This is a genomic window from Pandoraea sp. SD6-2 (genome assembly GCF_000389825.1).
Lineage (GTDB): Bacteria > Pseudomonadota > Gammaproteobacteria > Burkholderiales > Burkholderiaceae > Pandoraea > Pandoraea communis.
Genome location: NZ_KB944457.1, coordinates 367,174 through 390,628 on the forward strand (window position 1 = coordinate 367,174; position 23,455 = coordinate 390,628).

22 protein-coding genes are annotated in these 23,455 nt (G+C 62.7%); 13 read left to right on the forward strand and 9 right to left on the reverse strand.

Going from position 1 to position 23,455, the window contains the following annotated elements; all coding sequences use genetic code 11:
* The first annotated feature begins 32 nt into the window (after nucleotides 1-32).
* The 10 genes from C266_RS24890 (at nucleotide 33) to C266_RS24935 (ending at nucleotide 8,093) form a co-directional block, all read left to right on the forward strand.
* Nucleotides 33-686, forward strand: coding sequence for a hypothetical protein (locus C266_RS24890; protein ID WP_036664537.1), 654 nt, complete (start codon nucleotides 33-35; stop codon nucleotides 684-686).
* Between the two features lie 99 nt (nucleotides 687-785).
* On the forward strand, nucleotides 786-1,310 hold the full coding sequence (locus C266_RS24895; protein ID WP_010803956.1) for a TlpA disulfide reductase family protein: 525 nt from the start codon (nucleotides 786-788) through the stop codon (nucleotides 1,308-1,310).
* Between the two features lie 144 nt (nucleotides 1,311-1,454).
* Complete coding sequence (gene aroQ / locus C266_RS24900; RefSeq protein WP_036664542.1) at nucleotides 1,455-1,901, forward strand: type II 3-dehydroquinate dehydratase; 447 nt, start codon at nucleotides 1,455-1,457, stop codon at nucleotides 1,899-1,901.
* A 69-nt stretch (nucleotides 1,902-1,970) separates the two neighbouring features.
* Nucleotides 1,971-2,429: an acetyl-CoA carboxylase biotin carboxyl carrier protein gene (accB, locus tag C266_RS24905; protein ID WP_010803954.1), complete on the forward strand. Its 459-nt coding sequence runs from the start codon at nucleotides 1,971-1,973 to the stop codon at nucleotides 2,427-2,429.
* A gap of 100 nt (nucleotides 2,430-2,529) precedes the next feature.
* Complete coding sequence (gene accC / locus C266_RS24910) at nucleotides 2,530-3,891, forward strand: acetyl-CoA carboxylase biotin carboxylase subunit (protein ID WP_010803953.1); 1,362 nt, start codon at nucleotides 2,530-2,532, stop codon at nucleotides 3,889-3,891.
* A gap of 27 nt (nucleotides 3,892-3,918) precedes the next feature.
* On the forward strand, nucleotides 3,919-4,812 hold the full coding sequence (gene prmA, locus C266_RS24915) for a 50S ribosomal protein L11 methyltransferase (protein WP_010803952.1): 894 nt from the start codon (nucleotides 3,919-3,921) through the stop codon (nucleotides 4,810-4,812).
* 32 nt (nucleotides 4,813-4,844) lie between these two features.
* A complete protein-coding gene (locus tag C266_RS24920; protein ID WP_010803951.1) occupies nucleotides 4,845-5,939 on the forward strand; it encodes a DUF3426 domain-containing protein in 1,095 nt (364 codons plus the stop codon).
* A 32-nt stretch (nucleotides 5,940-5,971) separates the two neighbouring features.
* Nucleotides 5,972-6,472 carry a thiol peroxidase gene (gene tpx, locus C266_RS24925; protein ID WP_010803950.1) on the forward strand — a complete coding sequence of 167 codons (501 nt, stop codon included), beginning with the start codon at nucleotides 5,972-5,974 and terminating at the stop codon, nucleotides 6,470-6,472.
* Nucleotides 6,473-6,658: 186 nt separating this feature from the next.
* Nucleotides 6,659-7,594: a carbohydrate kinase family protein gene (locus tag C266_RS24930; protein WP_010803949.1), complete on the forward strand. Its 936-nt coding sequence runs from the start codon at nucleotides 6,659-6,661 to the stop codon at nucleotides 7,592-7,594.
* A gap of 19 nt (nucleotides 7,595-7,613) precedes the next feature.
* Nucleotides 7,614-8,093, forward strand: coding sequence for a hypothetical protein (locus C266_RS24935; RefSeq protein ID WP_010803948.1), 480 nt, complete (start codon nucleotides 7,614-7,616; stop codon nucleotides 8,091-8,093).
* Nucleotides 8,094-8,307: 214 nt separating this feature from the next.
* Here the strand turns inward: C266_RS24935 and C266_RS24940 are convergent, their stop codons facing one another.
* Together C266_RS24940 and C266_RS24945 are read right to left on the reverse strand one after the other, a co-directional pair.
* The gene (locus C266_RS24940) at nucleotides 8,308-8,823 is read right to left on the reverse strand and encodes a histone H1-like DNA-binding protein (RefSeq protein ID WP_010803947.1); all 516 of its coding nucleotides are present in this window, start codon (nucleotides 8,821-8,823) and stop codon (nucleotides 8,308-8,310) included.
* Between the two features lie 727 nt (nucleotides 8,824-9,550).
* Nucleotides 9,551-10,693: a ribonucleotide-diphosphate reductase subunit beta gene (locus C266_RS24945; RefSeq protein ID WP_036664344.1), complete on the reverse strand. Its 1,143-nt coding sequence runs from the start codon at nucleotides 10,691-10,693 to the stop codon at nucleotides 9,551-9,553.
* A 556-nt stretch (nucleotides 10,694-11,249) separates the two neighbouring features.
* Between C266_RS24945 and C266_RS24950 the strand changes: the two genes are divergently transcribed.
* Nucleotides 11,250-12,212, forward strand: a complete 963-nt coding sequence (locus tag C266_RS24950) for a hypothetical protein (protein ID WP_010803945.1) — start codon at nucleotides 11,250-11,252, stop codon at nucleotides 12,210-12,212.
* A gap of 111 nt (nucleotides 12,213-12,323) precedes the next feature.
* Here C266_RS24950 and C266_RS24955 read toward each other — a convergent pair whose 3' ends face one another.
* From C266_RS24955 to C266_RS24975, 5 genes are all read right to left on the reverse strand, one after another.
* Complete coding sequence (locus tag C266_RS24955; protein WP_010803944.1) at nucleotides 12,324-15,278, reverse strand: ribonucleoside-diphosphate reductase subunit alpha; 2,955 nt, start codon at nucleotides 15,276-15,278, stop codon at nucleotides 12,324-12,326.
* Between the two features lie 375 nt (nucleotides 15,279-15,653).
* Nucleotides 15,654-16,253 carry a 1,6-anhydro-N-acetylmuramyl-L-alanine amidase AmpD gene (gene ampD, locus C266_RS24960; RefSeq protein ID WP_010803943.1) on the reverse strand — a complete coding sequence of 200 codons (600 nt, stop codon included), beginning with the start codon at nucleotides 16,251-16,253 and terminating at the stop codon, nucleotides 15,654-15,656.
* 463 nt (nucleotides 16,254-16,716) lie between these two features.
* Nucleotides 16,717-17,229, reverse strand: a complete 513-nt coding sequence (locus C266_RS24965; protein WP_010803942.1) for a DUF1269 domain-containing protein — start codon at nucleotides 17,227-17,229, stop codon at nucleotides 16,717-16,719.
* A gap of 175 nt (nucleotides 17,230-17,404) precedes the next feature.
* Nucleotides 17,405-17,710 carry a PP0621 family protein gene (locus tag C266_RS24970; RefSeq protein ID WP_010803941.1) on the reverse strand — a complete coding sequence of 102 codons (306 nt, stop codon included), beginning with the start codon at nucleotides 17,708-17,710 and terminating at the stop codon, nucleotides 17,405-17,407.
* A 6-nt stretch (nucleotides 17,711-17,716) separates the two neighbouring features.
* On the reverse strand, nucleotides 17,717-18,601 hold the full coding sequence (locus C266_RS24975; RefSeq protein WP_010803940.1) for an inner membrane protein YpjD: 885 nt from the start codon (nucleotides 18,599-18,601) through the stop codon (nucleotides 17,717-17,719).
* Nucleotides 18,602-18,713: 112 nt separating this feature from the next.
* Between C266_RS24975 and ffh the strand changes: the two genes are divergently transcribed.
* Together ffh and C266_RS24985 are read left to right on the forward strand one after the other, a co-directional pair.
* Nucleotides 18,714-20,078, forward strand: a complete 1,365-nt coding sequence (gene ffh, locus C266_RS24980) for a signal recognition particle protein (protein ID WP_010803939.1) — start codon at nucleotides 18,714-18,716, stop codon at nucleotides 20,076-20,078.
* A gap of 107 nt (nucleotides 20,079-20,185) precedes the next feature.
* Nucleotides 20,186-20,734, forward strand: a complete 549-nt coding sequence (locus tag C266_RS24985) for a hypoxanthine-guanine phosphoribosyltransferase (RefSeq protein ID WP_010803938.1) — start codon at nucleotides 20,186-20,188, stop codon at nucleotides 20,732-20,734.
* 99 nt (nucleotides 20,735-20,833) lie between these two features.
* Here C266_RS24985 and C266_RS24990 read toward each other — a convergent pair whose 3' ends face one another.
* Entirely contained in the window at nucleotides 20,834-21,427 is a 594-nt protein-coding gene (locus C266_RS24990; RefSeq protein ID WP_010803937.1) for a MarC family protein, read from the reverse strand.
* Nucleotides 21,428-21,555: 128 nt separating this feature from the next.
* Nucleotides 21,556-23,295, reverse strand: a complete 1,740-nt coding sequence (locus tag C266_RS24995) for a proline--tRNA ligase (RefSeq protein WP_010803936.1) — start codon at nucleotides 23,293-23,295, stop codon at nucleotides 21,556-21,558.
* Nucleotides 23,296-23,455: the final 160 nt, after the last annotated feature.

Sequence of the window (23,455 nt, forward strand, 5' to 3'; positions counted from 1 at the left end):
CTCCGCAATGCCTTTCGGGTATCATCGTCCGCATGACACGCAAATCCTGGACCGACGCCCAACGCCTGCGCGAAGAAATTGCGCTGGCCGCCGCCCGCCTCATCGCCGAGGAGGGTGCCGACTACGCTACCGCGAAGCGCAAGGCGGCGAAGCAGGTCACCGGCGAGACGCGGATTGCCGGCGAGTTGCTGCCAGATAACGATCAGATAGAAGCGGAAGTCCGCGAATACGTCCAGACGTTCCTCTCCGACACGCAGCCTGCCGAGCTGGCGCACCTGCGCCAAGTGGCGCTCACCGTCATGACGGAACTGGCACGCTACCGGCCGTTCATTACCGGCGCCGTCTACAACGGCACGGCAACGGCGCTGTCGGATATCTATTTGCAGGCTTTTTGCGACAATCCGAAGGAAGTTGCCATCGATCTGCTCAATCGGGGTATCGACTACGAGGTCTCGGAGAGCCGCCATTTCAATGGCCGTGGCATGGTCGAGACGCTGAGTTTCCTGTGGCGCGAGCGTCATCAGCGGGGTGAACCTGCAGGCGTGCATCTGTCCTTGTACTCCCTGGATGACATGCGCGGTGCGCTCAAGACAACCGACGGCAACGGCCGCCCGGTCCGCGTTGATGCCAAAGGCCTCCGCGCGCTGATTGCCGAAACCACCGCGGAGCAAGCGGCCAGCAGTTGATCTGCCGTCATGTTGCTGCAAAATCGCCACGCATTCTCTTCAATTACCTTCCGTTTTTCATCTACCGTTGATCCCGGCACCTCTGCCCTCCCTCCCATCATGGCAAAACGCATTGTTATTCTGGTGATTCTGGCGCTCGCAGGGCTGGCGGGCGGCTTCTGGCTCGGCCACCGGAACCCGCCGCCGGCAAACGCCCCGGACGCCGCCGTCGCGCAGTTGCTCGCCACCCGGCTGCCCGACCTGCGCGGTAACGAGCAGGCCGTCTCGCAATGGCGCGGCAAGACACTGGTCGTCAACTTCTGGGCGCCGTGGTGCGGGCCTTGCGTGGAAGAAATGCCCGATTTGCAGGCATTGTCCTCGGAATTCCGTAGTAAAAACGTCCAATTCGTGGGAATCGGCATCGATACCGCCCAGAACATGATCACGTTCGAGCAGAAGGTAAAAGTCGACTATCCGTTGCTCGTGGCCGGCTACGCGGGAACCGATCTGGCCCGCGCCCTGGGAAACAAGGCCGGGGCGTTACCGTTCACCGTCGTTGTCGATCCGCGGGGCCGCCTGCACTATGAGAAGCTCGGCCGCATCACGTCGGACGAGGTCCGCGCGGCGCTCAAGCCGCTCATCTGACCCCACAGCGGAAACAGGAAGTCACGGGGGACGTCACGAGAAGTCCCGCCGGACGTGAGTGGCACGGCACAATTTTCGCCCCACTGGACAAAATCGACCAACTGGCGTTTAATTGCGCCCAATTTCGTGAAATTTGATTCGCCGATGCCTCACCGCATTCTCGTGCTCCATGGCCCCAACCTGAACCTGCTCGGTACTCGCGAGCCGGAGGTGTACGGCCGCACGACGTTGGCCGACATTGACTCTGCCCTTGTGGCGCAGGCCAAGACGGCGGGTGCCGAGGTGGTGACATTCCAAAGCAATCACGAAGGTGCATTGGTTGACCGGATTCAGGCGGCGCGCGATGAGTCGATCGACTTCATCGTCATCAACCCTGCGGCCTACACCCATACCAGCGTGGCGATGCGCGACGCGCTGGCCGGGGTGGGCATTCCGTTCGTCGAGGTCCACCTCTCGAACGTCCATGCGCGCGAAGCCTTCCGGCATCACTCGTACTTTTCCGATATTGCGCAAGGCGTGATTTGCGGCCTGGGCTGGCGCGGCTACACCTTCGCACTCGATTTTGCCCTGCGGCGACTCGCCGGCGGGTAGTCCTCTCTTCCCCATTTCCCCGCGCGGGGCGTCGCCCCCGTGCCGATATCGAATCAAGGAGCTTCCTTCATGGATTTGCGCAAACTCAAGACGTTGATCGACCTCGTGGCCGAATCGGGTATTTCCGAACTCGAAGTCACCGAAGGCGAAGGCAAGGTCCGCATCGTCAAGGCGCCGCCCCAAGTGATCGCCGCCCCGATGCAGATGGCCATGCCGGCACTCCCGCAAGCCGCTGCGCAAGCTCCCGTCGCGCCGAGCGCCGCCCCCGCCCCGGCCGCGCCGGTGCTGCCGCAAGGTCATATCGTGACGTCGCCGATGGTCGGTACGTTCTACCGTGCCCCGTCGCCGGGCGCCGATCCGTTCGCGCAAGTCGGCGACTCGGTCAAGGAAGGCCAGACGCTGTGCATCATCGAAGCCATGAAGCTGCTCAACGAAATCGAGTCGGACAAGGCTGGCGTGATCAAGGAAATCCTGGTCGAGAACGGTCAAGCCGTGGAATACGGTCAGCCGCTGTTCGTGATCGGCTAATGCCGGTTGTCGGACGCCCCGCGCAGCACAGCTGTGTACCGCCTGGCGGCAAGCGGCGTCCGGCCCCGCTCCTCTCCCCTTACGGGCAGGACTGCACATAATGTTTGAAAAAATTCTCATCGCCAACCGCGGCGAAATCGCTTTGCGCATCCAGCGCGCGTGCCGCGAGATGGGCATCAAGACCGTCGTGGTCTACTCCGAAGCCGACAAGGAAGCGAAGTACGTCAAGCTCGCTGACGAAGCCGTTTGTATCGGCCCGGCGCCCTCGCCGCTTAGCTATCTGAACATGCCTGCGCTCATCAGCGCGGCAGAAGTCACCGATGCCCAGGCCATCCACCCGGGTTACGGCTTTCTCTCCGAGAATGCCGACTTCGCCGAGCGCGTCGAGCAATCGGGCTTCACGTTCATCGGCCCGCGCCCCGACACCATTCGCCTGATGGGCGACAAGGTCTCGGCCAAGCAGACGATGATCAAGACCGGCGTGCCCTGCGTGCCGGGTTCGGAAGGCGCGTTGCCCGACGATCCGAAGGAAATCGTGCGCATTGCACGTCAGATCGGCTATCCGGTGATCATCAAGGCCGCAGGCGGCGGCGGTGGCCGCGGCATGCGCGTGGTGCACACGGAAGCGGCGCTCGTGAACGCGGTCAACATGACCCGCGAGGAAGCGGGCCGTGCGTTCGGCAATCCGGAAGTCTATATGGAGAAGTTCCTCGAGAACCCGCGCCATATCGAAATCCAGATTCTCGCCGACAAGCACAAGAATGCGGTCTGGCTGGGCGAGCGCGACTGCTCGATGCAGCGCCGTCACCAGAAGGTGATCGAAGAGGCGACCGCACCGCTGGTCCCGCGCCGTCTGATCGAGCGCATCGGCGATCGCTGCGCCGACGCCTGCAAGAAGATGGGCTATGTCGGCGCCGGCACGTTCGAGTTCCTGTTCGAGAACAATGAGTTCTACTTCATCGAAATGAACACGCGCGTGCAGGTCGAACACCCGGTCACGGAAATGATCACGGGCATCGATATCGTGCAGGAGCAGATCCGCATCGCGGCCGGCGAGAAGCTCGCTTACCGTCAGCGCGACATCCAGTTCCAGGGGCACGCCATCGAGTGCCGGATCAACGCCGAAGATCCGTTCAAGTTCACGCCGTCGCCGGGTCGCATCACCGCCTGGCACATGCCGGGCGGCCCCGGCATCCGCGTCGATTCGCATGCTTATAACGGCTACTTCGTGCCGCCTAACTACGATTCGATGATCGGCAAGCTGATCGCCTACGGGGCAACGCGCGACCAGGCGATTCGCCGCATGCGTGTGGCGCTGTCGGAAATCGTGATCGAAGGTATCCAGACGAACATCCCGCTGCACCGGGAGTTGATGCTCGACGCCAAGTTCGTCGAAGGCGGCACGAGCATCCATTATCTGGAACACAAGCTGGCGCAGAAGTCTGCCGTCGGCAGCAATTAAGTCGTTCATTCGCAGGAACTACTCGCTATGTATCGCGAACTCGTCGTAGAAGTTGCCCGTGCCCAAGCCGAGGCCCTGTCAGACGCCCTGCTCGATCTCGGCGTGCTGTCCGTCTCGGTGGAAGACGCGGACGCCGACACGCCCGACGAGCAACCGATGTTCGGCGAGCCTGGTCTCACCCCGCCGGACACCGCGTGGCAGCACTCGCGCGTGGTCGCGCTGGTGGGGGAAGACCAGGATGCCGCCGTGCTGCTCGCGGCGGCGGTCAATGAATTGGGGCTCGCCGCATCACCCGCGTTCACCTTGCGTGACGTGGAGGAGCAGGATTGGGTGCGCCTCACGCAATCGCAGTTCGAGCCGATGCAGATCGGCCAGCGGATCTGGGTGGTGCCGTCGTGGCATGACGCCCCGGACGCCGACGCCCTCATCCTGGAACTCGATCCGGGTCTGGCCTTCGGCACCGGCAGCCATCCGACCACGCGACTCTGCATGGAGTGGCTCGAACAGAACGTACAGCCGGGCCAGTCGCTGCTCGACTATGGTTGTGGCTCCGGCATTCTGGCAATTCTTGCGCGCAAGTGCGGCGCCGATCCGGTCATTGGTATCGATATCGATCCGCAGGCCGTCGAGTCCGCCCGCTACAACAGCGAACGCAATCACGCGCCGGTCGAATACGGGTTGCCCGATGACCTGCGCGACGGCCAGTTCAACATTGTGGTCGCCAACATCCTGTCGAATCCGCTCAAGCTGCTGGCCTCGATGCTCACCTCGCGGGTGGCACCGGGCGGACGCCTCGCGCTGTCCGGCGTGCTGGAACGACAAGCCGACGAAGTGATCGCCGCCTACGCGCCCTATATGAAGATGTCGGTCTGGCGCGCTTACGATGGCTGGGTCTGCCTGCACGGGCAGGCCGCCAGCTAAACCGCGCACAACGCGCCGAGCCTTCGAGTCCCATGACCCAGCCCTCGCGCGTTCTCGCTACTCGCTGCCCCCACTGCCATACCGTCTTTCGCGTCGTCGCGGATCAGCTCAAGCTGCGCGACGGCTTGGTGCGTTGCGGCAATTGTCGTGAAGTGTTCGACGGACGCACCTATCTCTGCGATGCGCCCAGCGACGCAAGTGACGCGCCGGCCGCCGAGGCAATGCGTGCGACGCCAGACGATGGCACTGCCCTCAGCGATACCGTCCCGCCGCACGGCCCCGTTACCCACGACATCGCGGGCGAACCGCAGGTGTCGTCGCTGCCGATCGATAAAGTGGTATCTGCGGCATCGGCAAACGAATCCGTCCCCCGCGCCGAACGGCCGCCGGTGCCCGAGATGCTCACGCCCACCGCCATCGCCGCATTGCTGGGCACCGCCGACGAAAGCCGGGCGCAAATGCAACATGGCCCGGGGCGCTACATCGACGACGACGAGCCCGCAGGACTCACCGCGCCGACCGCATCCACCGCCTCGTCCCCCCGCGCCGGGCCGCCGACATCGATCCACCTCGCCGGGCAACCGCAACGCCCCGGTGCCGGCCGCGTGATTTGGCGAGTGCTGCTCACGCTGGCGATTCTCGGCCTGGCTGCACAGTGGGCCTGGATCGAACACGCCGCACTGGTCGACCGGGTTCCGGCATTGCGCGGCGTGTTCGCCGCTATCTGCCGGCCGATGCATGTGACGATCGCACCGCCGCGTCAGCCGGACATGATTCAGCTTTCCAGCGTGACGCTTGTCACCGACGACGCCGGCGCAGCAGACGCCACCGACGCAACGGCAAGCGCGGCGTCTGCCTCCCTGGCCGACGCCGTCCCCATGACGCTCACCGTGTTCATCCGCAATCAGGCGGACTACGCGGTAGCCTGGCCATCGCTCGAACTAACGCTGTCGGACATCGACGGCAAGCCCGTCGTGCGACGCGTTTTTGCGGCCAGCGACTACGTTACCGATGCCGCACAGCGCGAGGCCGGGCTGGCTTCACGCAAGGAACGCACGATTCGGTTACGATTGTCGGCGCAGGCAGCGCTAGCCAGTAATTACCGGGTGCTCGCGTTCTATCCTTGATAGCGCTGTTGCACTCAATTCAGGAGATATTGATGTCCCAAGTCACGCTCGGGGGTAACCCCATCGAAGTCGACGGCCAGTTCCCGCAGAAGGGTCAGACCGCACCGGCATTCTCGCTCGTCAACGCCAAATTGCAGGACGTCACGCTTGAGGACTTCGCCAGCAAGCGCAAGGTGCTCAACATCGTGCCGAGCCTCGACACGCCGACCTGCGCCACCTCGACCCGCAAATTCAACGAAGCCGCAGGCAAGCTCGAGAACACTGTCGTGCTCGTGATCTCGGCCGACCTGCCGTTCGCAATGAGCCGCTTCTGCGCCACCGAAGGCCTGAACAACGTCGTCACGCTCTCCACCATGCGCGGTCGCGAGTTCCTCAAGAACTACGGCGTGGCGATCACGACCGGCCCGCTCGCCGGTGTGGCAGCCCGTGCCGTCGTGGTGCTCGACGCCGATAACCGCGTGATCCACGCCGAACTCGTGCCCGAGATCAAGAACGAACCGAACTACGACGCCGCGCTCGCCGCCCTGTCGTAAATCACCGCCGTTCAGCCGGCTCGCCCGCGTCGGTCGATTCGACCGGCGCGCGCCGGATCGCAGTTCCCGTGCCGGCGCAACGGATGCGCCGGCCAGTTTTTTTGACAGCATGAGGCGGCTCGACTGAGAGTCATCTGCTGCCGCCCTTGTTGCCCCCCCTTATTACCTTTCGCAAGGACCTGTTCCGTGACTACCGTGATCTGCGGCTCGCTCGCCTACGACAACATCATGACGTTCGAAGGCCGCTTCGGCGAGCACATCCTGCCCGATCAGGTACACATCCTGAACGTCAGCTTCCTCGTGCCGACGATGCGCCGCAACTTCGGCGGCTGCGCCGGCAACATCGGCTACAGCCTGCATCTGCTGGGGGGGTCGCCGGTGGTGATGGGTACGGTCGGTGACGATGGCGCTGCCTACCTCGAGCGTTTCCAATCGCTTGGCATGACGACGGAATTCGTGCGCACCGTCACCGACAGCATGACGGCGAACGCCATGATCACCACCGATCTGGACAACAACCAGATCACCGCCTTCCATCCCGGCGCAATGATGTTTTCGGCGGAGAATCGCGTGGCCGATGTCAAAGGCGCCACGCTCGGTATCGTCGCCCCCGATGCCCCGGACGCCATGCTTACCCACGCCGAAGGCTTCGCCGCGACGGGAGTGCCTTTCGTGTTCGATCCGGGCCAGGGTTTGCCGCTGCTCTCGGCTGAGGCACTGCGCCGCATGGTGGAACTCGCAACGTATCTCGCGGTCAACGACTACGAAGCCAAGCTCCTCTGCTCGAAGACCGGCTGGTCGATGGAAGACCTGCAGTCCCGAGTCGAGGCACTTGTCGTCACGCGCGGAGAACACGGGGCCCTGATCTTCGCCGACGGCAAGCAACACGACATTCCTGCCGTGAGCGCCAAGCGCATCGTCGACCCCACCGGTTGCGGCGATGCGTTCCGTGGCGGGTTGCTGTATGGCATTGAAAAGGGCCTCGACTGGCCGACGACCGGCCGCCTGGCCAGCCTGATGGGTTCACTCAAGATTGCCGAGCAAGGCCCGCAGACGTATGCACCGGCGCGCAGCGAAATCGAGGCGCAATTTGCAGAAGCGTTCGGCCACCGCTTCGAATGATCTTAGAAAAGGCACAACGATGGCACGACTGACCACACCGCTCATTATTCTCACTGCCGCGGCTTCGCTCTCTCTGTCCGCCTGCACGGCGTTCGGCCCGAGCAATTCTGCGAGCGTCTACAACAGCCGTCAGGCGCAACGCGAACAGGTCGTGCGCATGGGCACGGTCGAATCGGTGCGCCCGGTGACGATCGACAGCAGCAACGGCGACCCGGGCATTCTCGGCATCGCTGGCGGCGGCGCGCTCGGTGCCATCGGCGGCAGCGCCATCGGTGGCGGCCGCGGTTCGATTGCGACGGGCATCGTCGGCGGTCTGCTGGGCGCAGTGGCAGGTCAAGCCATCGAGAGCCGCATGAGCAAGAAGGCGGGTCTGGAAATCACGGTGCGACTCGACAACGGCGAGCTGCGTGCGATCACGCAGGATGCCGACGAGGCGTTCCAGCCGGGACAGCGCGTGCGTCTGCTCTCGAGCGGCGGCGTGACACGTGTGACGCACTAAGTCTTCACGTTGCGCTGACGCGCGCGGTACTTGCCGGGGGCAATCTCGTATCGCGCTTGCGCACGCATGACTCGGGCGACTCAGGTCGCCCGTTTTCATTTGCGCCATGAAAAAACCCGCTGCGACGATGGCTCATCACAGCGGGTTTCGGATCGAGTAGGCCTACTCGATCAAAAGACACCTAAGTGCCCTGGTTCCTGCATCGGCACTCGAATTACGGACGGCTGCCGGTCGGGAACGGCCATGCCGCTGCCGGGTTCAGCGCCGTCTTCGGTGCTGCCGGTGCCGCAGCCGGAGCCGCAGCAGGCTTTGCAGCAACCTTCTTCACTGCCGGCTTCTTGGCAGCAGCGGGCTTCTTAGCAGCAGGCTTCTTGGCAGCGGGCTTCTTCGCCGCAACCTTCTTGGCTGCCGGCTTCTTGGCAGCAACCTTCTTCACTGCTGCCTTCTTGGCTGCCGGCTTCTTGGCAGCAACCTTCTTCACTGCTGCCTTCTTGGCGACCGGCTTCTTGGCGGCAACCTTCTTCACCGCAACCTTCTTGGCTGCCGGCTTCTTGGCAGCAACCTTCTTCGCTGCCGGCTTCTTGGCGGCAGCTGCCTTCTTCGCGACCGGCTTCTTAGCAGCCACAGCCTTCTTGGCGACAGGCTTCTTGGCGGCGGCAGCCTTCTTCGCTACCGGCTTCTTGGCAACAGCCTTCTTGGCTGCGGGTTTTTTCTTAGCAGTAGTAGCCATCACTTTGCTCCTTAACGTGAAAGATCACTCAAACAAACCACCTGAGAAGGAAACCCGACCACCGTGCGGTGAACCGCCGGCGAGCGGGCTATTCATCGGCGTACGCATCGGACAACGACGGCTTACGCTAATGAATTCGGCGCTGCACGCATGACGCTGACCGTGTGTGGTCACGCGCGCAAAAAAATTGCCGGCGACATTGCCGCCAGCAATTCGATTGTCTTGAGAAGGGGGATTCGCCAGATTCTTCGGGGGGTAGCTTGCCTGTCCCGTCATCGGGATGGAGGAGATTGCGATAGCGGATAAGCGATACTGCTTGCTATGCACCAAGGTTTTTACGCTCCGTAACTACCAGCTCTCTGTCGCGGGAGGAAAGCAATGTGCTTTCGTGTGTTCATCGAGACTGCAATTTATTTGAGCGAATCATAATTCTTTTGTGATGCGATGTTAATACTTTGCACGTAAAAAAGCGCACAACATTCGTAATGACGAAGTCAATCTGTTGTATTTGATGCACATCGCACTCGCATGTCGACGCATGCGAAGCACTTGCGAAGCACTTGCGAAGCGATCGAAACGTCTTGCGAGTGAGGATGATGTGCGTGACCTGCACGTTCTTTTTTGCTTCTCTTGCTGCTGGTCACGCGTGTCATGCACGCACACACCACCCTCTCGAAACCCGCATGGATACTCGCTTTGCAGCGAGCACACATTTTTCACTCTGGGCTTAGTCCCAGCTCAGCGCACCGCCGGTCTGGTACTCGATCACACGCGTCTCGAAGAAGTTGCGCTCCTTCTTCAGATCGATCATCTCGCTCATCCACGGGAACGGATTCTCTTCGTTCGGGTAGAGCGCTTCGAGACCAATTTGGGCACAACGACGGTTCGCGATGAAGCGAAGATAGCTCTTGAACATGCCCGCGTTCAGACCAAGCACGCCGCGCGGCATCGTGTCTTCAGCGTAGCGATACTCCAACTCGACCGCCTTCTTGAACAGCTCGCGAATCTCTTCGCGGAACTCCGGCGTCCACAGGTTCGGGTTTTCCAGCTTCACCTGATTGATCAGATCGATGCCGAAGTTGCAGTGCATCGACTCGTCGCGAAGGATGTACTGATATTGCTCTGCAGCACCCGTCATCTTGTTCTGACGGCCCAGCGCGAGGATCTGCGTGAAGCCGACATAGAAGAACAGACCTTCCATGATGCAGGCGAACACGATCAGCGAGCGCAGCAGCTTCTGGTCGGCTTCCTGCGTGCCGGTCTGGAACGACGGATCGGCCACGACTTCAATGAACGGGAGCAGGAATTCGTCCTTGTCGCGAATCGACGGCACTTCGTGATACGCGTTGAAGATCTCGCCTTCGTCCAGTCCCAGGCTCTCGACGATGTACTGATAAGCGTGCGTGTGAATCGCCTCTTCGAACGCCTGACGCAGCAGGAACTGGCGGCACTCCGGCGCGGTGATGTGGCGATAGGTGCCCAGCACGATGTTGTTCGCGGCGAGCGAGTCGGCGGTCACGAAGAAGCCGAGGTTGCGCTTGATGATGCGGCGCTCGTCTTCGGTCAGACCGTTCGGGTCCTTCCACAGGGCGATGTCGCGCGACATGTTGATTTCCTGCGGCATCCAGTGGTTCGCGCAACCCGCGAGATATTTCTCCCAGGCCCACTTGTACTTGAAGGGCACCAGCTGGTTCACATCCGTCGTGCCGTTGATCACGCGTTTGTCGGACGCACTCACGCGACGCGTCGACTGCGAAGCGATCACACTCGGGGTATCCCCTTGGGTGCCAAGAATGTTCGACGCAGGCGCCGGAGCGGCGGAGGGAGCAGCCGGTTTGGCGGAGGTGGTGTCTTCTTCCCAGTTAAGCATAGGGTCTCAGTCCGTTCAGGTTGATGCGATGCACACAGGCGCGCACATCGCCGAAGTGACAGATCAGCCGTTCGCGAGCGAAGGCTGACAAAAAACTTGCGATCCGGCAGTCGGCGACCTATCGCCGTCAGTGCGAAGTTCGCCGGAAAAGTTGCCGTGTTTCGGGGGTAATGCAGATGCGCAATTGCGCAGTTTTGAACAACAACGCCGACACGAGAGCGATAACAACATCATGACCTCCCGACGTCGAATTGAATGACTCCAATTTAGCACAATTACGTCACTCATTCCAGCACGCGACACTAGATATAGTGTCGCACCGCACGATAACCACTATACCTAGTGTTTGGCGATTTCCCTTAGCCGATTGGCATCCGGTCTCGCGGGACCGGCATCTTGCCACGAAACGGCGTCGCACGACAGTCATGGCGCTGCCTCCGGAGAGGGTGGCGTCACATTGGCGTATCCTGTGGCGGCGAGCGTCACCGCGCAGCGGACCGGAACGGCAGATTCCGGCGCGCGCCACCGCCAGACGCCGACGAAGGAGATACCGACGATGACATTCCCAAGCGCCGACAGCGCACAGACTCAAGCGGGCTCGCCAGGCCCGACCCCACGCATACTCACGCCAGGCAAACCGATCCGCCTCTCGAAAGGCTCGCTCGTGGCCGAAGTCCAACCCGGTTGCGGCGGCCGGCTCGCGCGACTCGCTCGCCGCGACACGCGCGGCGACCTGTTCGACTACCTCGTACCGCTGGGCAACGAACCGTTCTCGTCTGACGAATGGCCGAAGGCCGGTGCCTTTCCGATGCTGCCGTATACCAATATGTTGCGCGACGACACCCTGCACTGGCGCGAGCGCACGATTGGCGTTCGCGAGGCGCCTGCGGCGTCGAGTTCGCTGCACGGCTGGGGGCTGCGGCGCGAGTGGGACGTCGTCGACGAGAGCCCTGACTGTTGTGTGCTGCAACTCGACAGCCCCGCCCAACCCGAATGGCCCTGGCACTATCAGGCGTACCTCTCGGTGTCGCTCGACGAGCACGGGGTGGACATGCTGTTGTCGATCACCAATCTCTCCGCCGAAGACATGCCGGCCGGACTCGGGCTGCACCCGTACTTCCGCTGGCCTGCGGGCGCGCGTCTGATGTTCGAATCGGAAGCCATCTGGCGTTCGCCCTCTGAAGACATCCGCTGGCCGAGCGAGCAGCGTGTGCATGTCGGCGCGATGGAAGTCGTGTCCGTCGGCGGCGGACTCGATACCGGGGGACGATCGACCTGGTTCGCCGAAGTGCCCTCCGAGTCCGGACGATTCGACGCGCGTATCGACTACGCTGGTGGCCTGCGCTCGGTCACCGTGCGCAGCGACAACACCACCTGGCTGGTGCTGCACTCGCCGGCGGGACGTCCGTACCTGTGCCTCGAGCCGTCGACACACCGGGTCGGCGAGTTCGACGACGATCACGTCGTGCTGGCGCACGGACAAACGCTCGACCTGTCGATGCGCATCGATCTGGCCTGATCTGGCCAGATCGCCAGACGAATCACCCAAGAAAAAACCCCGTCGGCCCGCAAGGGCGACGGGGTTTTTCCCAGGTGCCGGGTCCCTGTCGGGCACCTCGGCACGCTCAGCTTACTGGCAAGCCTCGCACTCTTCGAAGCCAGGGTCGCCCGGACGCATCGTGCAGACCGCGCCTTCGGCTTCCGGCATCGGTTGTGCCAGCGGCGAGCTCGGCTCGGCCGAGAAGCTTCCGCTCGGCGTCACCCCCCCCGAACTCACCGCGTTCAGCGCGCCGTGGCTCACCGTCGACTTCTCGACGTGCGTTGCAGCCATCGTACGCAGGTAGTACGTGGTCTTCAGTGCACGCGTCCAAGCCAGCTTGTACGTCTCGTCGAGCTTCTTGCCCGAAGCGCCCGCCATATAGATGTTGAGCGACTGCGCCTGATCGATCCACTTCTGACGACGCGACGCCGCCTCGACCAGCCACTTCGGCTCGACTTCGAACGCCGTGGCGTAAATCTCGCGCAGATCGGCCGGCACGCGATCGATACGGGCGAGCGAGCCGTCGAAGTACTTGAGGTCGGCGACCATCACTTCGTCCCACAGGCCGCGAGCCTTCAGGTCACGCACCAGATACTCGTTGACCACCGTGAATTCGCCCGACAGATTCGACTTCACGTACAGGTTCTGGAACGTCGGCTCGATACAGGCCGAGACGCCGATGATGTTCGAGATCGTCGCGGTCGGTGCGATCGCCACGCAGTTCGAGTTGCGCATGCCGTGATCGGCGATGTGCTTGCGCAGGCTGTCCCAGTCGAGCGTGCTCGACAGGTCGACGTCGACATAACCGCCACGCTCTTCGGCCAGCAGCTTAAGCGAATCCTGCGGCAGGATGCCGCGATCCCACAGCGAGCCCTTGTACGACGAATACTGACCGCGTTCCTTCGCCAGCTCGGTCGACGCCCAGTAGGCGTAGTAGCACACGGCTTCCATCGAACGATCGGCAAACTCGACTGCGTCGTTCGACGCGTAGGGCGTGCGCAGCAGGTGCAGGCAGTCCTGGAAGCCCATGATGCCCATGCCCACCGGACGGTGATGCAGGTTCGAATTGCGCGCCTTCGCCACCGCGTAGTAATTGATGTCGATGACGTTATCGAGCATGCGCATCGCCACGCGAATGGTGCGCTGCAGCTTTTCGTGATCCAGCGCGTAGCCGTTGGCCGTCTGCTTCAGGTGAGCCACGAGGTTCACCGAGCCCAGGTTACACACAGCGATTTCGGTCTCGCTCGTGTTGAGCGTGATTTCCGTGCACAGGTTCGACGAGTGCACCACGCCCACGTGTTGCTGCGGCGAGCGGATGTTGCACGGGTCCTTGAACGTGATCCACGGATGGCCGGTTTCGAACAGCATGCCCAGCATCTTGCGCCAGAGCGCCTGCGCCGGCACTTTCTTGAACAGCTTGATCTCGCCGCGCGCGGCCTTCTCTTCGTAGGCCGTGTAAGCCTGTTCGAAGGCCTTGCCGTACTTGTCGTGCAGATCCGGGCAGGTCGACGGCGAGAACAGCGTCCACTCGGCGCCTTCCATCACGCGCTTCATGAACAGATCGGGAATCCAGTTCGCCGTGTTCATGTCGTGCGTACGACGACGATCGTCGCCCGTGTTCTTGCGCAGTTCCAGGAATTCTTCGATGTCCAGGTGCCACGTTTCCAGGTACGCGCAGACAGCGCCCTTGCGCTTGCCGCCCTGGTTCACGGCCACGGCCGTGTCGTTGACCACCTTCAGGAACGGCACCACGCCCTGGCTCTTGCCGTTCGTGCCCTTGATGTGCGAGCCAAGTGCGCGAACCTGCGTCCAGTCGTTGCCCAGACCGCCCGCGAACTTCGAGAGCAGTGCGTTTTCCTTGAGCGCTTCGTAGATACCTTCCAGATCGTCCGAGACCGTCGTCAGGTAGCACGACGAGAGCTGCGAGCGACGCGTGCCCGAATTGAACAGCGTCGGCGTCGAACTCATGAAGTCGAAGCTCGACAGAATCTGGTAGAACTCGATCGCACGCGCTTCGCGCTCGACTTCATTGAGCGCCAGACCCATTGCCACACGCATATAGAACGCCTGCGGCATTTCAATACGATGGCTGTCGATGTGCAGGAAGTAGCGGTCGTACAGCGTCTGCAGGCCCAGGTAGTTGAATTGCAGGTCGCGCGACGCGTCGAGCGCGGCGCCCAGCTTGGCCAGATCGAACGAGAGCAGTTGCTCGTCGAGCAGTTCGGCCTCAACCCCTTGCTTGATGAAACGCGGAAAGTACTCGATGTAGCGCGCAGCCATTTCGCCCTGCGGCACTTCTTCGCCGAGAATTTCGCGGCGGATCGTGTGCATCAGGATACGGGCCGTGACCTGGCTATACGCCGGTTCCTTCTCGATGAGCGTACGCGAAGCGAGAATCGCCGAATCGTAGACCTGCGACAGCGGCACGCCGTCGTACAGATTCTTGATGGTCTCCGTCAGGATCGGATCGGCTTTGACTTCATCGCCGAGATTCTCGCAGGCGGCTTGCACCACGCCGCGCAGCACGGCCATGTCGAGCGTACGCGTCACACCGTCGTCGGTGACACGCAGCACCGGCGCGTCGGGCGCAGCGGCTTCCTGCGTGGTCTCGACCGCCTGAGCACGCTCTTGCGAACGCTTCTCGCGGTACAGCACGTAGGCGCGAGCCACGTTGTGCTCACCTTCGCGCATGAGCGCGAGTTCGACCTGATCCTGAATATCTTCGATGTGGAACGTACCGCCGTTCGGACGGCTACGCACCAACGCGCGCACGACGTTCTGCGTCAATTGCTCCACGAGTTCGCGCACGCGCGCCGAAGCCGCACCTTGACCGCCGTTCACGGCAAGAAACGCCTTGGTCACAGCGATGGCGATCTTCGACGGCTCGAAACCCACCACCGCGCCGTTGCGTCGAATCACTTTGAAGTCGGCGTTGGTGGCCGGCTCGAATGCGCCCGTCGTCTGGGGCGCCGACGCACCCGCGCCACTGCCAGCAGCTGCGGCGGGCGTGGGGTTCGGGCGGGTGAGGTTTTCGTTAGTCTGCATGTAAAAACTCCCGTTCCAATGAGATGGTGCTGTTAGCGCGTCTCTACCAGTTTTATTGCCGGCAAAAATGCGCCCTGGGGGCGCCGATGGAGCGAAGTGCTGAACACCGCACGACCGACGGACGGCCAAGGGTTCGAGGTGTCCGCTGCACGGCTTTGCTGCTGTGCCGCCCCACTAAACGCCGCGGGACAAGCACGGTATTGATGGTTATTGCATCCTGGGCCGAACCCGACATCAACCACTAGATGTAGTGGTCGGCACTGGAATTGGCACTAAGTATAGTGGAGATGACGCACTCCGCAAACCCAAAAATTTCACGCGCCGGGGACGCCCGTGCCATCGCCCTGTCAAGCAAAACCTGTCCCCGGATGGGGATTAATCGGCCGGCTGAAACGGCAATGCTTCGGGGCTCAGATCCGCCATGCGGCGCAATCGCTGCCACTCGAAATGCGGTCCCGGATCGGTCTTCCGGCCCGGGGCTATGTCGGCATGTCCGGCCACGGCTTGAATCGGATAACGCTCACACAACGCACGCGTGAGCGCCGCCAACGTTGCATACTGCGCCGCAGTGAACGGCAGTTCGTCGGTGCCTTCAAGCTCAACGCCGATTGAAAAATCGTTGCAGCGCGAACGGCCTTCGAACGACGACGCCCCCGCATGCCACGCCCGTGCATCGCACGACACGAACTGCTGCAACGCACCATCGCGTCGCACCAGAAAGTGCGACGAGACGTGCACGCCACGAATCTCGTCGAAGAACGGATGCGCATCGTGGTCGAGCCGATTCTGGAAAAATGCCGCAATTTCATCGCCGCCGAACTGACCCGGCGGCAATGAGATGTTGTGCACCACGAGCAGGTCGGTCGGCATCCCGTCGGGCCGCGTGTCGAAATTGGGCGACGGCAGACGTTCGGCTTCGCGCACCCATCCGTTGGCATCGAGGGTGAGCGACGGACGTTGATCCGGCGCGTTCATGCGCGACCTCGCGGCATCGGCAAGGTGCGCCGCTCAACACGATCACACGACCGAGGCGCAACGTTAGGGGACGCAAATGACTGGAGCATGACGGGCATGGCGAACTCCCGTAGAGCGAGGGGCGCCATTGTAGCCCACTTGGCCCGCGCCTGCCGCCAGCATGCCCGGCATGCCGGATGCGAGCAGTGCGTCGACATATCGCCTGTTGCCGGGTGCCTGCGGGCCACTGGGCGATAGCGATGGCGAATTCCCAAAGAAGAAGCCTCCCGCCGTGCTTGGCCGAGAGGCTTCTGTGGGCGTGACCACGCCCTGGGATGGCGTCGTACTCGTGTCATACGACACGCGCACCACCCCGCGCCGCTCACAGGTGCGGCGCTATTGGCCGTTCCCGGCCGGTGATACTCGTCTCCTGCGTCAATCCGGTATTCGATGTCGATCCGATCGCCTCGTTCGTTGCCATCCATCACGGAAATGCCGGAATTGCCGACTCCACTCCTTCCATATGCGCTTCAGGGTGATGCTCCTTGAGCATGTCGCGAATCTCGTCAACACGACCGTCGCGCACATCCACCATGAGCAGGATCATGCCGCGCTCGAGCGGTTCGCGAAACGCCTTGAGCCGGGAGTTCGGCACCGACACACCGATCATGCTCGACACCCAGGCGCCGAAGAGCGCGCCGAGAGGTGCGGTCACGATCATCAATTCCCATTGGGGACGTGTGCCCACGATGGGGAAAAACGCGGCGACTGCACCGACTGCCAAACCACAGAACCCGCCGATCACGAGTCCGGCTTCTGCGCCGTGCACGATATCGGAAGTCTGAAGCAGGTTAGCCTCGTGCAGTCCCTCCAGGTCCATTTCGTCACGTGCCATAAAGTGGATGTGACGCTCGTCGATCCGGGCGAGCAGCAAATCGCTCATCGTGCGCCCGGCACTGGCCAGATCGGGAAGAAGAAAATACATCCGTCTGCGCATTAGCATGTTGCGCCCTCCTGTCATCTCGTCTCTGTTGTTATGGTTCTTTTATACAGAGCCGGTTACTGTGTTTTAGTGCATGCGACAGGCATGCGCAAGGCGGCCCATTCGAGCGCCATGCCAGAGACGAGGGGGAAATTCGGAATCGCTGCGCAGTCTGGCTGCGCAGCGGGACTCAGGCGCGGTGTTCGCGCGTGAGATAGGCGTCGCGGTGCGCAGCGCTGCAAAAATGTTTGCCGCCTGAACCGCCGATGGCTTCGCTCTCGGGAAGGTAGGTATCGCACTCGATGCATTGCACCATACGCTCCGTCGGCGGCAGCGCTTCGCGCACGGTCGGGCGCGGACCGTTCGCCGACGGCGGACGCCGCTGTTCGTTGCGCTCGTTGCGCTCATCGCGCTCGGTGTTGCGCTTACGCTCGTTGTACCGCATCCACCATGTGCCAGCCACCAACAACACCAGTAACAGCAGGATATTGCGCATCGCGCTTCAAGTCTCCGTTATGCGATGCAGCACCACCTCAAGCACGAAGCGAGAGCCGACATACGCCAGCAAAAGCGCCACGAACGACGCCAGAACCCAACGCAGCGCGACCTTACCGCGCCACCCATAAAAGTGCCGGCCCAGCAGCACCGCGCCGAACATCAGCCACGACACCACTGCGAACACGGTCTTGTGATCGATGCGCACCGCGCGCCCGAACAGCGCCTCGGAGAACATCACACCGGAAATCAGCGTCAGGGTCAGCAATACGAACCCGGCACCGATCAACCGGAACAGCAATTTCTCCATCGTGAGCAGCGGCGGCAACGTCTCGAGCCAGCGCGAAAGCCAGCCGGTCGCCTCATTGCTGCGCGACGGATGCAGTTGCCGCTCGGCATAAATCATCAGCAGCGCGTGCAGCGCGGCCAGTGCGAACAGCCCGTAGGCCATGTTGGCGATGATGAAGTGCACCTTGAAAATCGGATCTGCGGCAAAACCGAGAATGCGCACATCCGGAAAAATCATCGGCAACAGACACGCAACGGCGGCCACGGGTGTGACCATCAGTCGCAGGCTGTCGAGCGGGAAGAAGAAACTCTCGATCCAGTAAATGCCGACCGAGAGCCACAGCATGGCCGAGAGCATGTACGCGAAACCGAAGTGCATGCTGTCCGCGCGGAAGATAGTCTGATGCAGCAACACCCCGTGCAGCAGCAGCGCAGCGAGCAGCGAAAGCTGCATCGGCCAGCGCGACGGGGTGCCCGTGACCGGCACAGGCGCGACCCGCCCGCCCGCCAGAGCGAGCGCGGCGTCGCGCCGGTATCCTTGCCACGAACAAACCGCCAGCCCGGCGTAAAGGATGGCGGTCAGCGCATACAGTAAAATAGTCATATTTGAAGTTTACACCAGCCCATGACGGGCGCGCTGCCACACCCACTACGCCCCCCTCCGGGGCCGCGGGACAGGCCGCCGGGGCCACTGCGAGTCTTACAGGATACGTTTCATGCTCGACAATCTCACTACGCGCCTCGCCAAAGTCGTCAAGACGCTGCGCGGCGAAGCTCGCCTGACCGAGGCCAACACGCAGGAAATGCTGCGCGAAGTGCGTCTCGCCCTGCTCGAGGCCGACGTCGCCCTGCCGGTGGTCCGCGATTTCATCGCCAAGGTAAAAGAAAAGGCACTGGGTGAGGAGGTGATCTCCAGCCTCTCGCCGGGCCAGGCACTCGTGGGCGTGGTGCAGCGCGAACTGACCGCGCTCATGGGCGGCGACTACGAAGGCCGTGCCGCCGAACTCAATCTCGCGACCACGCCACCCGCCGTCATCCTGATGGCCGGCCTGCAGGGCGCGGGTAAGACGACCACGGTCGGTAAGCTCGCCAAGCTGCTGCGCGCCCAGAAGAAGAAAGTCCTCACAGTTTCCACCGACATCTACCGCCCCGCCGCTATCGCCCAGTTGCAGACGGTGACACAGCAGGTCGACGCCGACTTCTTCCCGTCGCAACCCGATCAGAAGCCCGTGGACATCGCCCGCGCGGCCGTCGACTGGGCCCGCCGCCATCACCATGATGTGCTGCTCGTCGACACGGCCGGCCGTCTGGGTATCGACGAAGTAATGATGCAGGAAATCAGTGCCCTGCACGCCGAACTCAAGCCGATTGAAACGCTGTTCGTCGTCGACGCCATGCTCGGCCAGGACGCCGTGAACACTGCCCGCGCCTTCAACGACGCACTGCCGCTCACCGGTGTGGTGCTCACCAAGCTCGACGGCGACTCGCGCGGCGGTGCAGCGCTGTCGGTGCGCCACATTACCGGCAAGCCGATCAAGTTCGTCGGTGTGGGCGAAAAGCTCGACGGCCTCGAAGTCTTCCACCCGGATCGCATGGCGAACCGGATTCTCGGCATGGGCGACATTCTGGCGCTCGTTGAGGAAGCGCAACGCGGCGTCGACGTGCAGGCCGCGCAAAAACTCGCCGACAAGGTCAAGAAAGGCGGCGACTTCGATCTGAACGACTTCAAGGCGCAGATCGGCCAGATGAAGAAGATGGGCGGCCTGTCGTCGCTCATGGACAAGTTGCCCGCCCAATTCCAGGCCGCAGCCAGCCAGACCAACATGGATCAGGCCGAGAAGCAGGTGCGCCGCATGGAGGGCATCATCAATTCGATGACGCCGGCCGAGCGCGCCAAGCCGGAACTGATCAAGGCGAGCCGCAAGCGCCGTATTGCCGCCGGTGCCGGTGTTCAGGTGCAGGAGGTCAACCGCATGCTCAATCAGTACGACCAGATGCGCACCATGATGAAGAAGCTCAAAGGCGGCGGCATGATGAAGATGATGCGCAGCATGAAAGGCATGATGCCCGGCATGCGCTGAGCCAGGCTTACCGGTCGCGGTCCGGGCATTCCTACGGATTTTCCGTATATACTCCGGGCCGCACTTAGCGACATCCCCCAGCAACACGTTCCACAGGGTCGCCCCATATGAACCGCGAAGAAGCCCTCGAAGTATTCCGTAATTCCGAAGAAATCGTCTCGGCCGACGAGGTGAACCGGTCCGTCGACACGATGGCCAAGTCCATCAGGGACGCCATCGGCGACGAATTCCCGATGGTGCTGTCGGTCATGGGCGGCGCGGCCGTCTTCACCGGCATGCTGCTGCCGCGCCTGGACTTCCCGCTCGAGTTCGACTACATCCACCTCTCGCGCTACAACAACACCACCACCGGCGGTGCGATGCAGTGGCGCGTGGCGCCGCGCGACTCGGTGCGCGATCGCGTGGTGCTCGTGCTCGACGACATTCTCGACGAAGGTGCCACGATGGCGGCGATTCGTGACCGGATTCTGGAGATGGGCGCCTCGAAGTTCTACAGCGCCGTGCTGTGCGAGAAGATCCTGACGAAGGAAAAGCCGTCGCGCCCGGATTTCTGCGGCTTCACGGTGCCGGATCGTTATGTCTTCGGCTGCGGCATGGACGCCAAAGGCTACTGGCGTAACCTGCCGGCCATCCGTGCGCTGACTACGCCGCGCTAAGCGCCGCGGCGGGATACCCTCCCGCACCGCAAGACAGTCCGAAGGGGCCCGTTCAGACGCGGCCCCTTTTTCATGGTTGCCGCGGCACGCACCACGCCATCAGAATTGGTGCACGAAGGTCTTCACGCCCTTGAGGATCATCTCGACCGAGATCGCCACCAGAATCAGCCCCATCAAACGCTCGAATGCCGCCACCACGCGCGAGCCGACCCATCGTTCGATGCGATCGGCAAGAAGCAGCACCACCGCGCAAACGGCCATCGTCACGCACAGTGCAGTGATCCACTCGAGCATGCGTCCCGGTTGCTGCGACACGAGCAGCATGACGGTCGCGAGCGCCGACGGCCCCGCAAGCGCCGGTATCGCCAGCGGCACGATGAGCGGCTCGCCCGCATCGGGCAACGAGCCCTGATCGGGACGGGGAAAGATCATGCGCAGCGCGATCAGGAACAGCACGATGCCCCCGGCCAATTGCAACGACAGATCGGTGAGACTCATCATGCGCAGAAAGCGATCGCCCGCCAGCATGAAGAGCAGCAGGATGACAAACGCAATCAGCACCTCGCGCAAGATCACCCGCGGCCGTCGATGGGCCGGCACATTCTTCAGGGCATTCACGAAGATCGGGATATTGCCGAACGGGTCGGTGATGAGCAGCAACAGCACCGTCGCTGACGCGAACGTATATTCCATACCGATAACGCTTCCAGATATGACAACGGCAGCCGCTAGGGCGACTGCCGTCAGGTATTGCCTCATGCGTCTGCGCTCGCGCGACGTTTCACCGGCAGACGTTCACCGGCGCACCGCGCGCTCCTCGCTCAGATCGCTTTGGCTGCGCGCACCTTGCCTGTGACGACTTCCGCCACGACGGCGGCGTCGAGCAACTGAGCTTGCGCGTCGCGGCGGCCCTGATACTCGATCTTGCCTTCCTTCAGGCCACGGTCGCCGATCACCACGCGATGCGGCACGCCGATCAGTTCCCACTCGGCGAACATCACGCCGGGACGCTCGCCACGGTCGTCGAGAATCACGTCGACGCCGGCCGCCAGCAGCGCTTCGTAGACCTTATCGGTGGCGGCACGCACGGCGTCGCTGCGGTCGTAGCCCATCGGGCACAGCACCACTTCGAACGGCGCGATCGACTCCGGCCAGATGATGCCTTTATCGTCGAAGTTCTGCTCGATGGCCGCACCGAGAATACGCGTGATGCCGATGCCGTAGCAGCCCATCTCCATCGGTGCCGGCTTGCCGGTCTCGTCGAGGAAGGTGCCGCCCATGGCGTCCGAGTACTTGGTGCCCAACTGGAACACATGGCCCACTTCGATACCCCGGCACAGCGCGATCTCGCCCTTGCCGTCCGGCGAGAGATCGCCCGGCACGACGTTGCGCAGATCAGCCACGACTTCGGGCTCGGGCAGATCGCGGCCCCAGTTCACGCCGGTAGTGTGGAAGTCGACCTCGTTCGAGCCGACCACGAAGTCGCTCATCTTCGCGACCGTGCGATCGACCACGAGCTTGACCGGCTTCTTCGTGCCGAGGGGGCCCAGATAGCCCGGTGGCGTGCCGAACCATTCGACGATCTCGGCTTCGCTCGCGAAACGGAAGTCGGACAGCCCCGGCACCTTGCTCGCCTTGATCTCGTTGAGTTCATGGTCGCCGCGCAGCAGGAGCAGCCACACGGTGGTGCCGGCGTCTTCGCTGTCGGTAGCGAGCACGATCGACTTGACCGTGCGCGCCAGCGGGATCGACAGCAATTCCGCGACGGCTTCGCACTTGGCCTTGCCCGGCGTGGCGGTCTTGGTCAGTGCCTCGGCAGGGGCAGCGCGCTCGCCCTGCGGCGCAAGCGCCTCGGCCATTTCGACGTTGGCTGCATAGTCGGACGTCGGGCAGTAGGCGATAGCGTCTTCGCCGGTGTCGGCGATCACATGGAATTCATGCGAACCGGAGCCGCCAATGGAGCCGTTGTCGGCCACCACGGCGCGGAACGTCAGACCCAGACGCGTGAAGATGCGAACGTAGGCGTCGAACATCTTCTGATAAGACACCTGCATGCCCGCGCGGTCCTTATCGAAGGAGTAGGCGTCCTTCATGATGAATTCGCGGCCGCGCATCACGCCGAAACGCGGACGGATCTCGTCGCGGAACTTCGCCTGCACCTGATAGAAGTTCACCGGCAGTTGGCGGTAGCTCTTGATTTCGCGGCGGGCAATGTCCGTCACGACTTCCTCGTGCGTCGGGCCGACGACGAATTCGCGGCCGTGGCGATCCTTCAGACGCAGCAGTTCCGGGCCGTATTTCTCCCAGCGCCCCGACTCCTGCCACAATTCGGCCGGCTGCACAGCCGGCATGAGCAGTTCGAGCGCGCCTGCGCGGTTCATTTCTTCACGAACGATGGCTTCGACCTTGCGGATCGAGCGCAAGCCGATCGGCAGGTAATCGTAGATACCGCCGGCGACGCGGCGAATCATCCCGGCGCGCATCATCAGCTTGTGGCTGACGATTTCGGCGTCGGTGGGCGCTTCCTTGAGGGTGCCGATGAAGAAACGAGAGGCTTTCATGCAGATTTCCGGAAAAATGAGGGTCAACGGCGCGCACAGCGCTCAGGTCGGTGACCAGAAGCGAGGCCGGGGCGCGCCAAAACGTCGTCGCTGCCCCTGAGACACCCGCCGGCCGTACACGCCGCCCCGGTCACCCGAGCCGCCGCCGGCCGCCGCGCCG

Coding starts and splice junctions, on each gene's coding strand:
- C266_RS24965 (WP_010803942.1), bottom strand. CDS start 17,229: ATGCGCAGACGGATGTATTTTCTTCTTCCCGATCTGGCCAGTGCCGGG.
- aroQ (WP_036664542.1), top strand. CDS start 1,455: ATGCCTCACCGCATTCTCGTGCTCCATGGCCCCAACCTGAACCTGCTC.
- ffh (WP_010803939.1), top strand. CDS start 18,714: ATGCTCGACAATCTCACTACGCGCCTCGCCAAAGTCGTCAAGACGCTG.
- C266_RS24935 (WP_010803948.1), top strand. CDS start 7,614: ATGGCACGACTGACCACACCGCTCATTATTCTCACTGCCGCGGCTTCG.
- C266_RS24940 (WP_010803947.1), bottom strand. CDS start 8,823: ATGGCTACTACTGCTAAGAAAAAACCCGCAGCCAAGAAGGCTGTTGCC.
- C266_RS24975 (WP_010803940.1), bottom strand. CDS start 18,601: ATGACTATTTTACTGTATGCGCTGACCGCCATCCTTTACGCCGGGCTG.
- tpx (WP_010803950.1), top strand. CDS start 5,972: ATGTCCCAAGTCACGCTCGGGGGTAACCCCATCGAAGTCGACGGCCAG.
- C266_RS24945 (WP_036664344.1), bottom strand. CDS start 10,693: ATGCTTAACTGGGAAGAAGACACCACCTCCGCCAAACCGGCTGCTCCC.
- C266_RS24990 (WP_010803937.1), bottom strand. CDS start 21,427: ATGGAATATACGTTCGCGTCAGCGACGGTGCTGTTGCTGCTCATCACC.
- C266_RS24920 (WP_010803951.1), top strand. CDS start 4,845: ATGACCCAGCCCTCGCGCGTTCTCGCTACTCGCTGCCCCCACTGCCAT.
- C266_RS24890 (WP_036664537.1), top strand. CDS start 33: ATGACACGCAAATCCTGGACCGACGCCCAACGCCTGCGCGAAGAAATT.
- C266_RS24970 (WP_010803941.1), bottom strand. CDS start 17,710: ATGCGCAATATCCTGCTGTTACTGGTGTTGTTGGTGGCTGGCACATGG.
- C266_RS24995 (WP_010803936.1), bottom strand. CDS start 23,295: ATGAAAGCCTCTCGTTTCTTCATCGGCACCCTCAAGGAAGCGCCCACC.
- prmA (WP_010803952.1), top strand. CDS start 3,919: ATGTATCGCGAACTCGTCGTAGAAGTTGCCCGTGCCCAAGCCGAGGCC.
- C266_RS24950 (WP_010803945.1), top strand. CDS start 11,250: ATGACATTCCCAAGCGCCGACAGCGCACAGACTCAAGCGGGCTCGCCA.
- accC (WP_010803953.1), top strand. CDS start 2,530: ATGTTTGAAAAAATTCTCATCGCCAACCGCGGCGAAATCGCTTTGCGC.
- C266_RS24985 (WP_010803938.1), top strand. CDS start 20,186: ATGAACCGCGAAGAAGCCCTCGAAGTATTCCGTAATTCCGAAGAAATC.
- C266_RS24895 (WP_010803956.1), top strand. CDS start 786: ATGGCAAAACGCATTGTTATTCTGGTGATTCTGGCGCTCGCAGGGCTG.
- C266_RS24955 (WP_010803944.1), bottom strand. CDS start 15,278: ATGCAGACTAACGAAAACCTCACCCGCCCGAACCCCACGCCCGCCGCA.
- accB (WP_010803954.1), top strand. CDS start 1,971: ATGGATTTGCGCAAACTCAAGACGTTGATCGACCTCGTGGCCGAATCG.
- ampD (WP_010803943.1), bottom strand. CDS start 16,253: ATGAACGCGCCGGATCAACGTCCGTCGCTCACCCTCGATGCCAACGGA.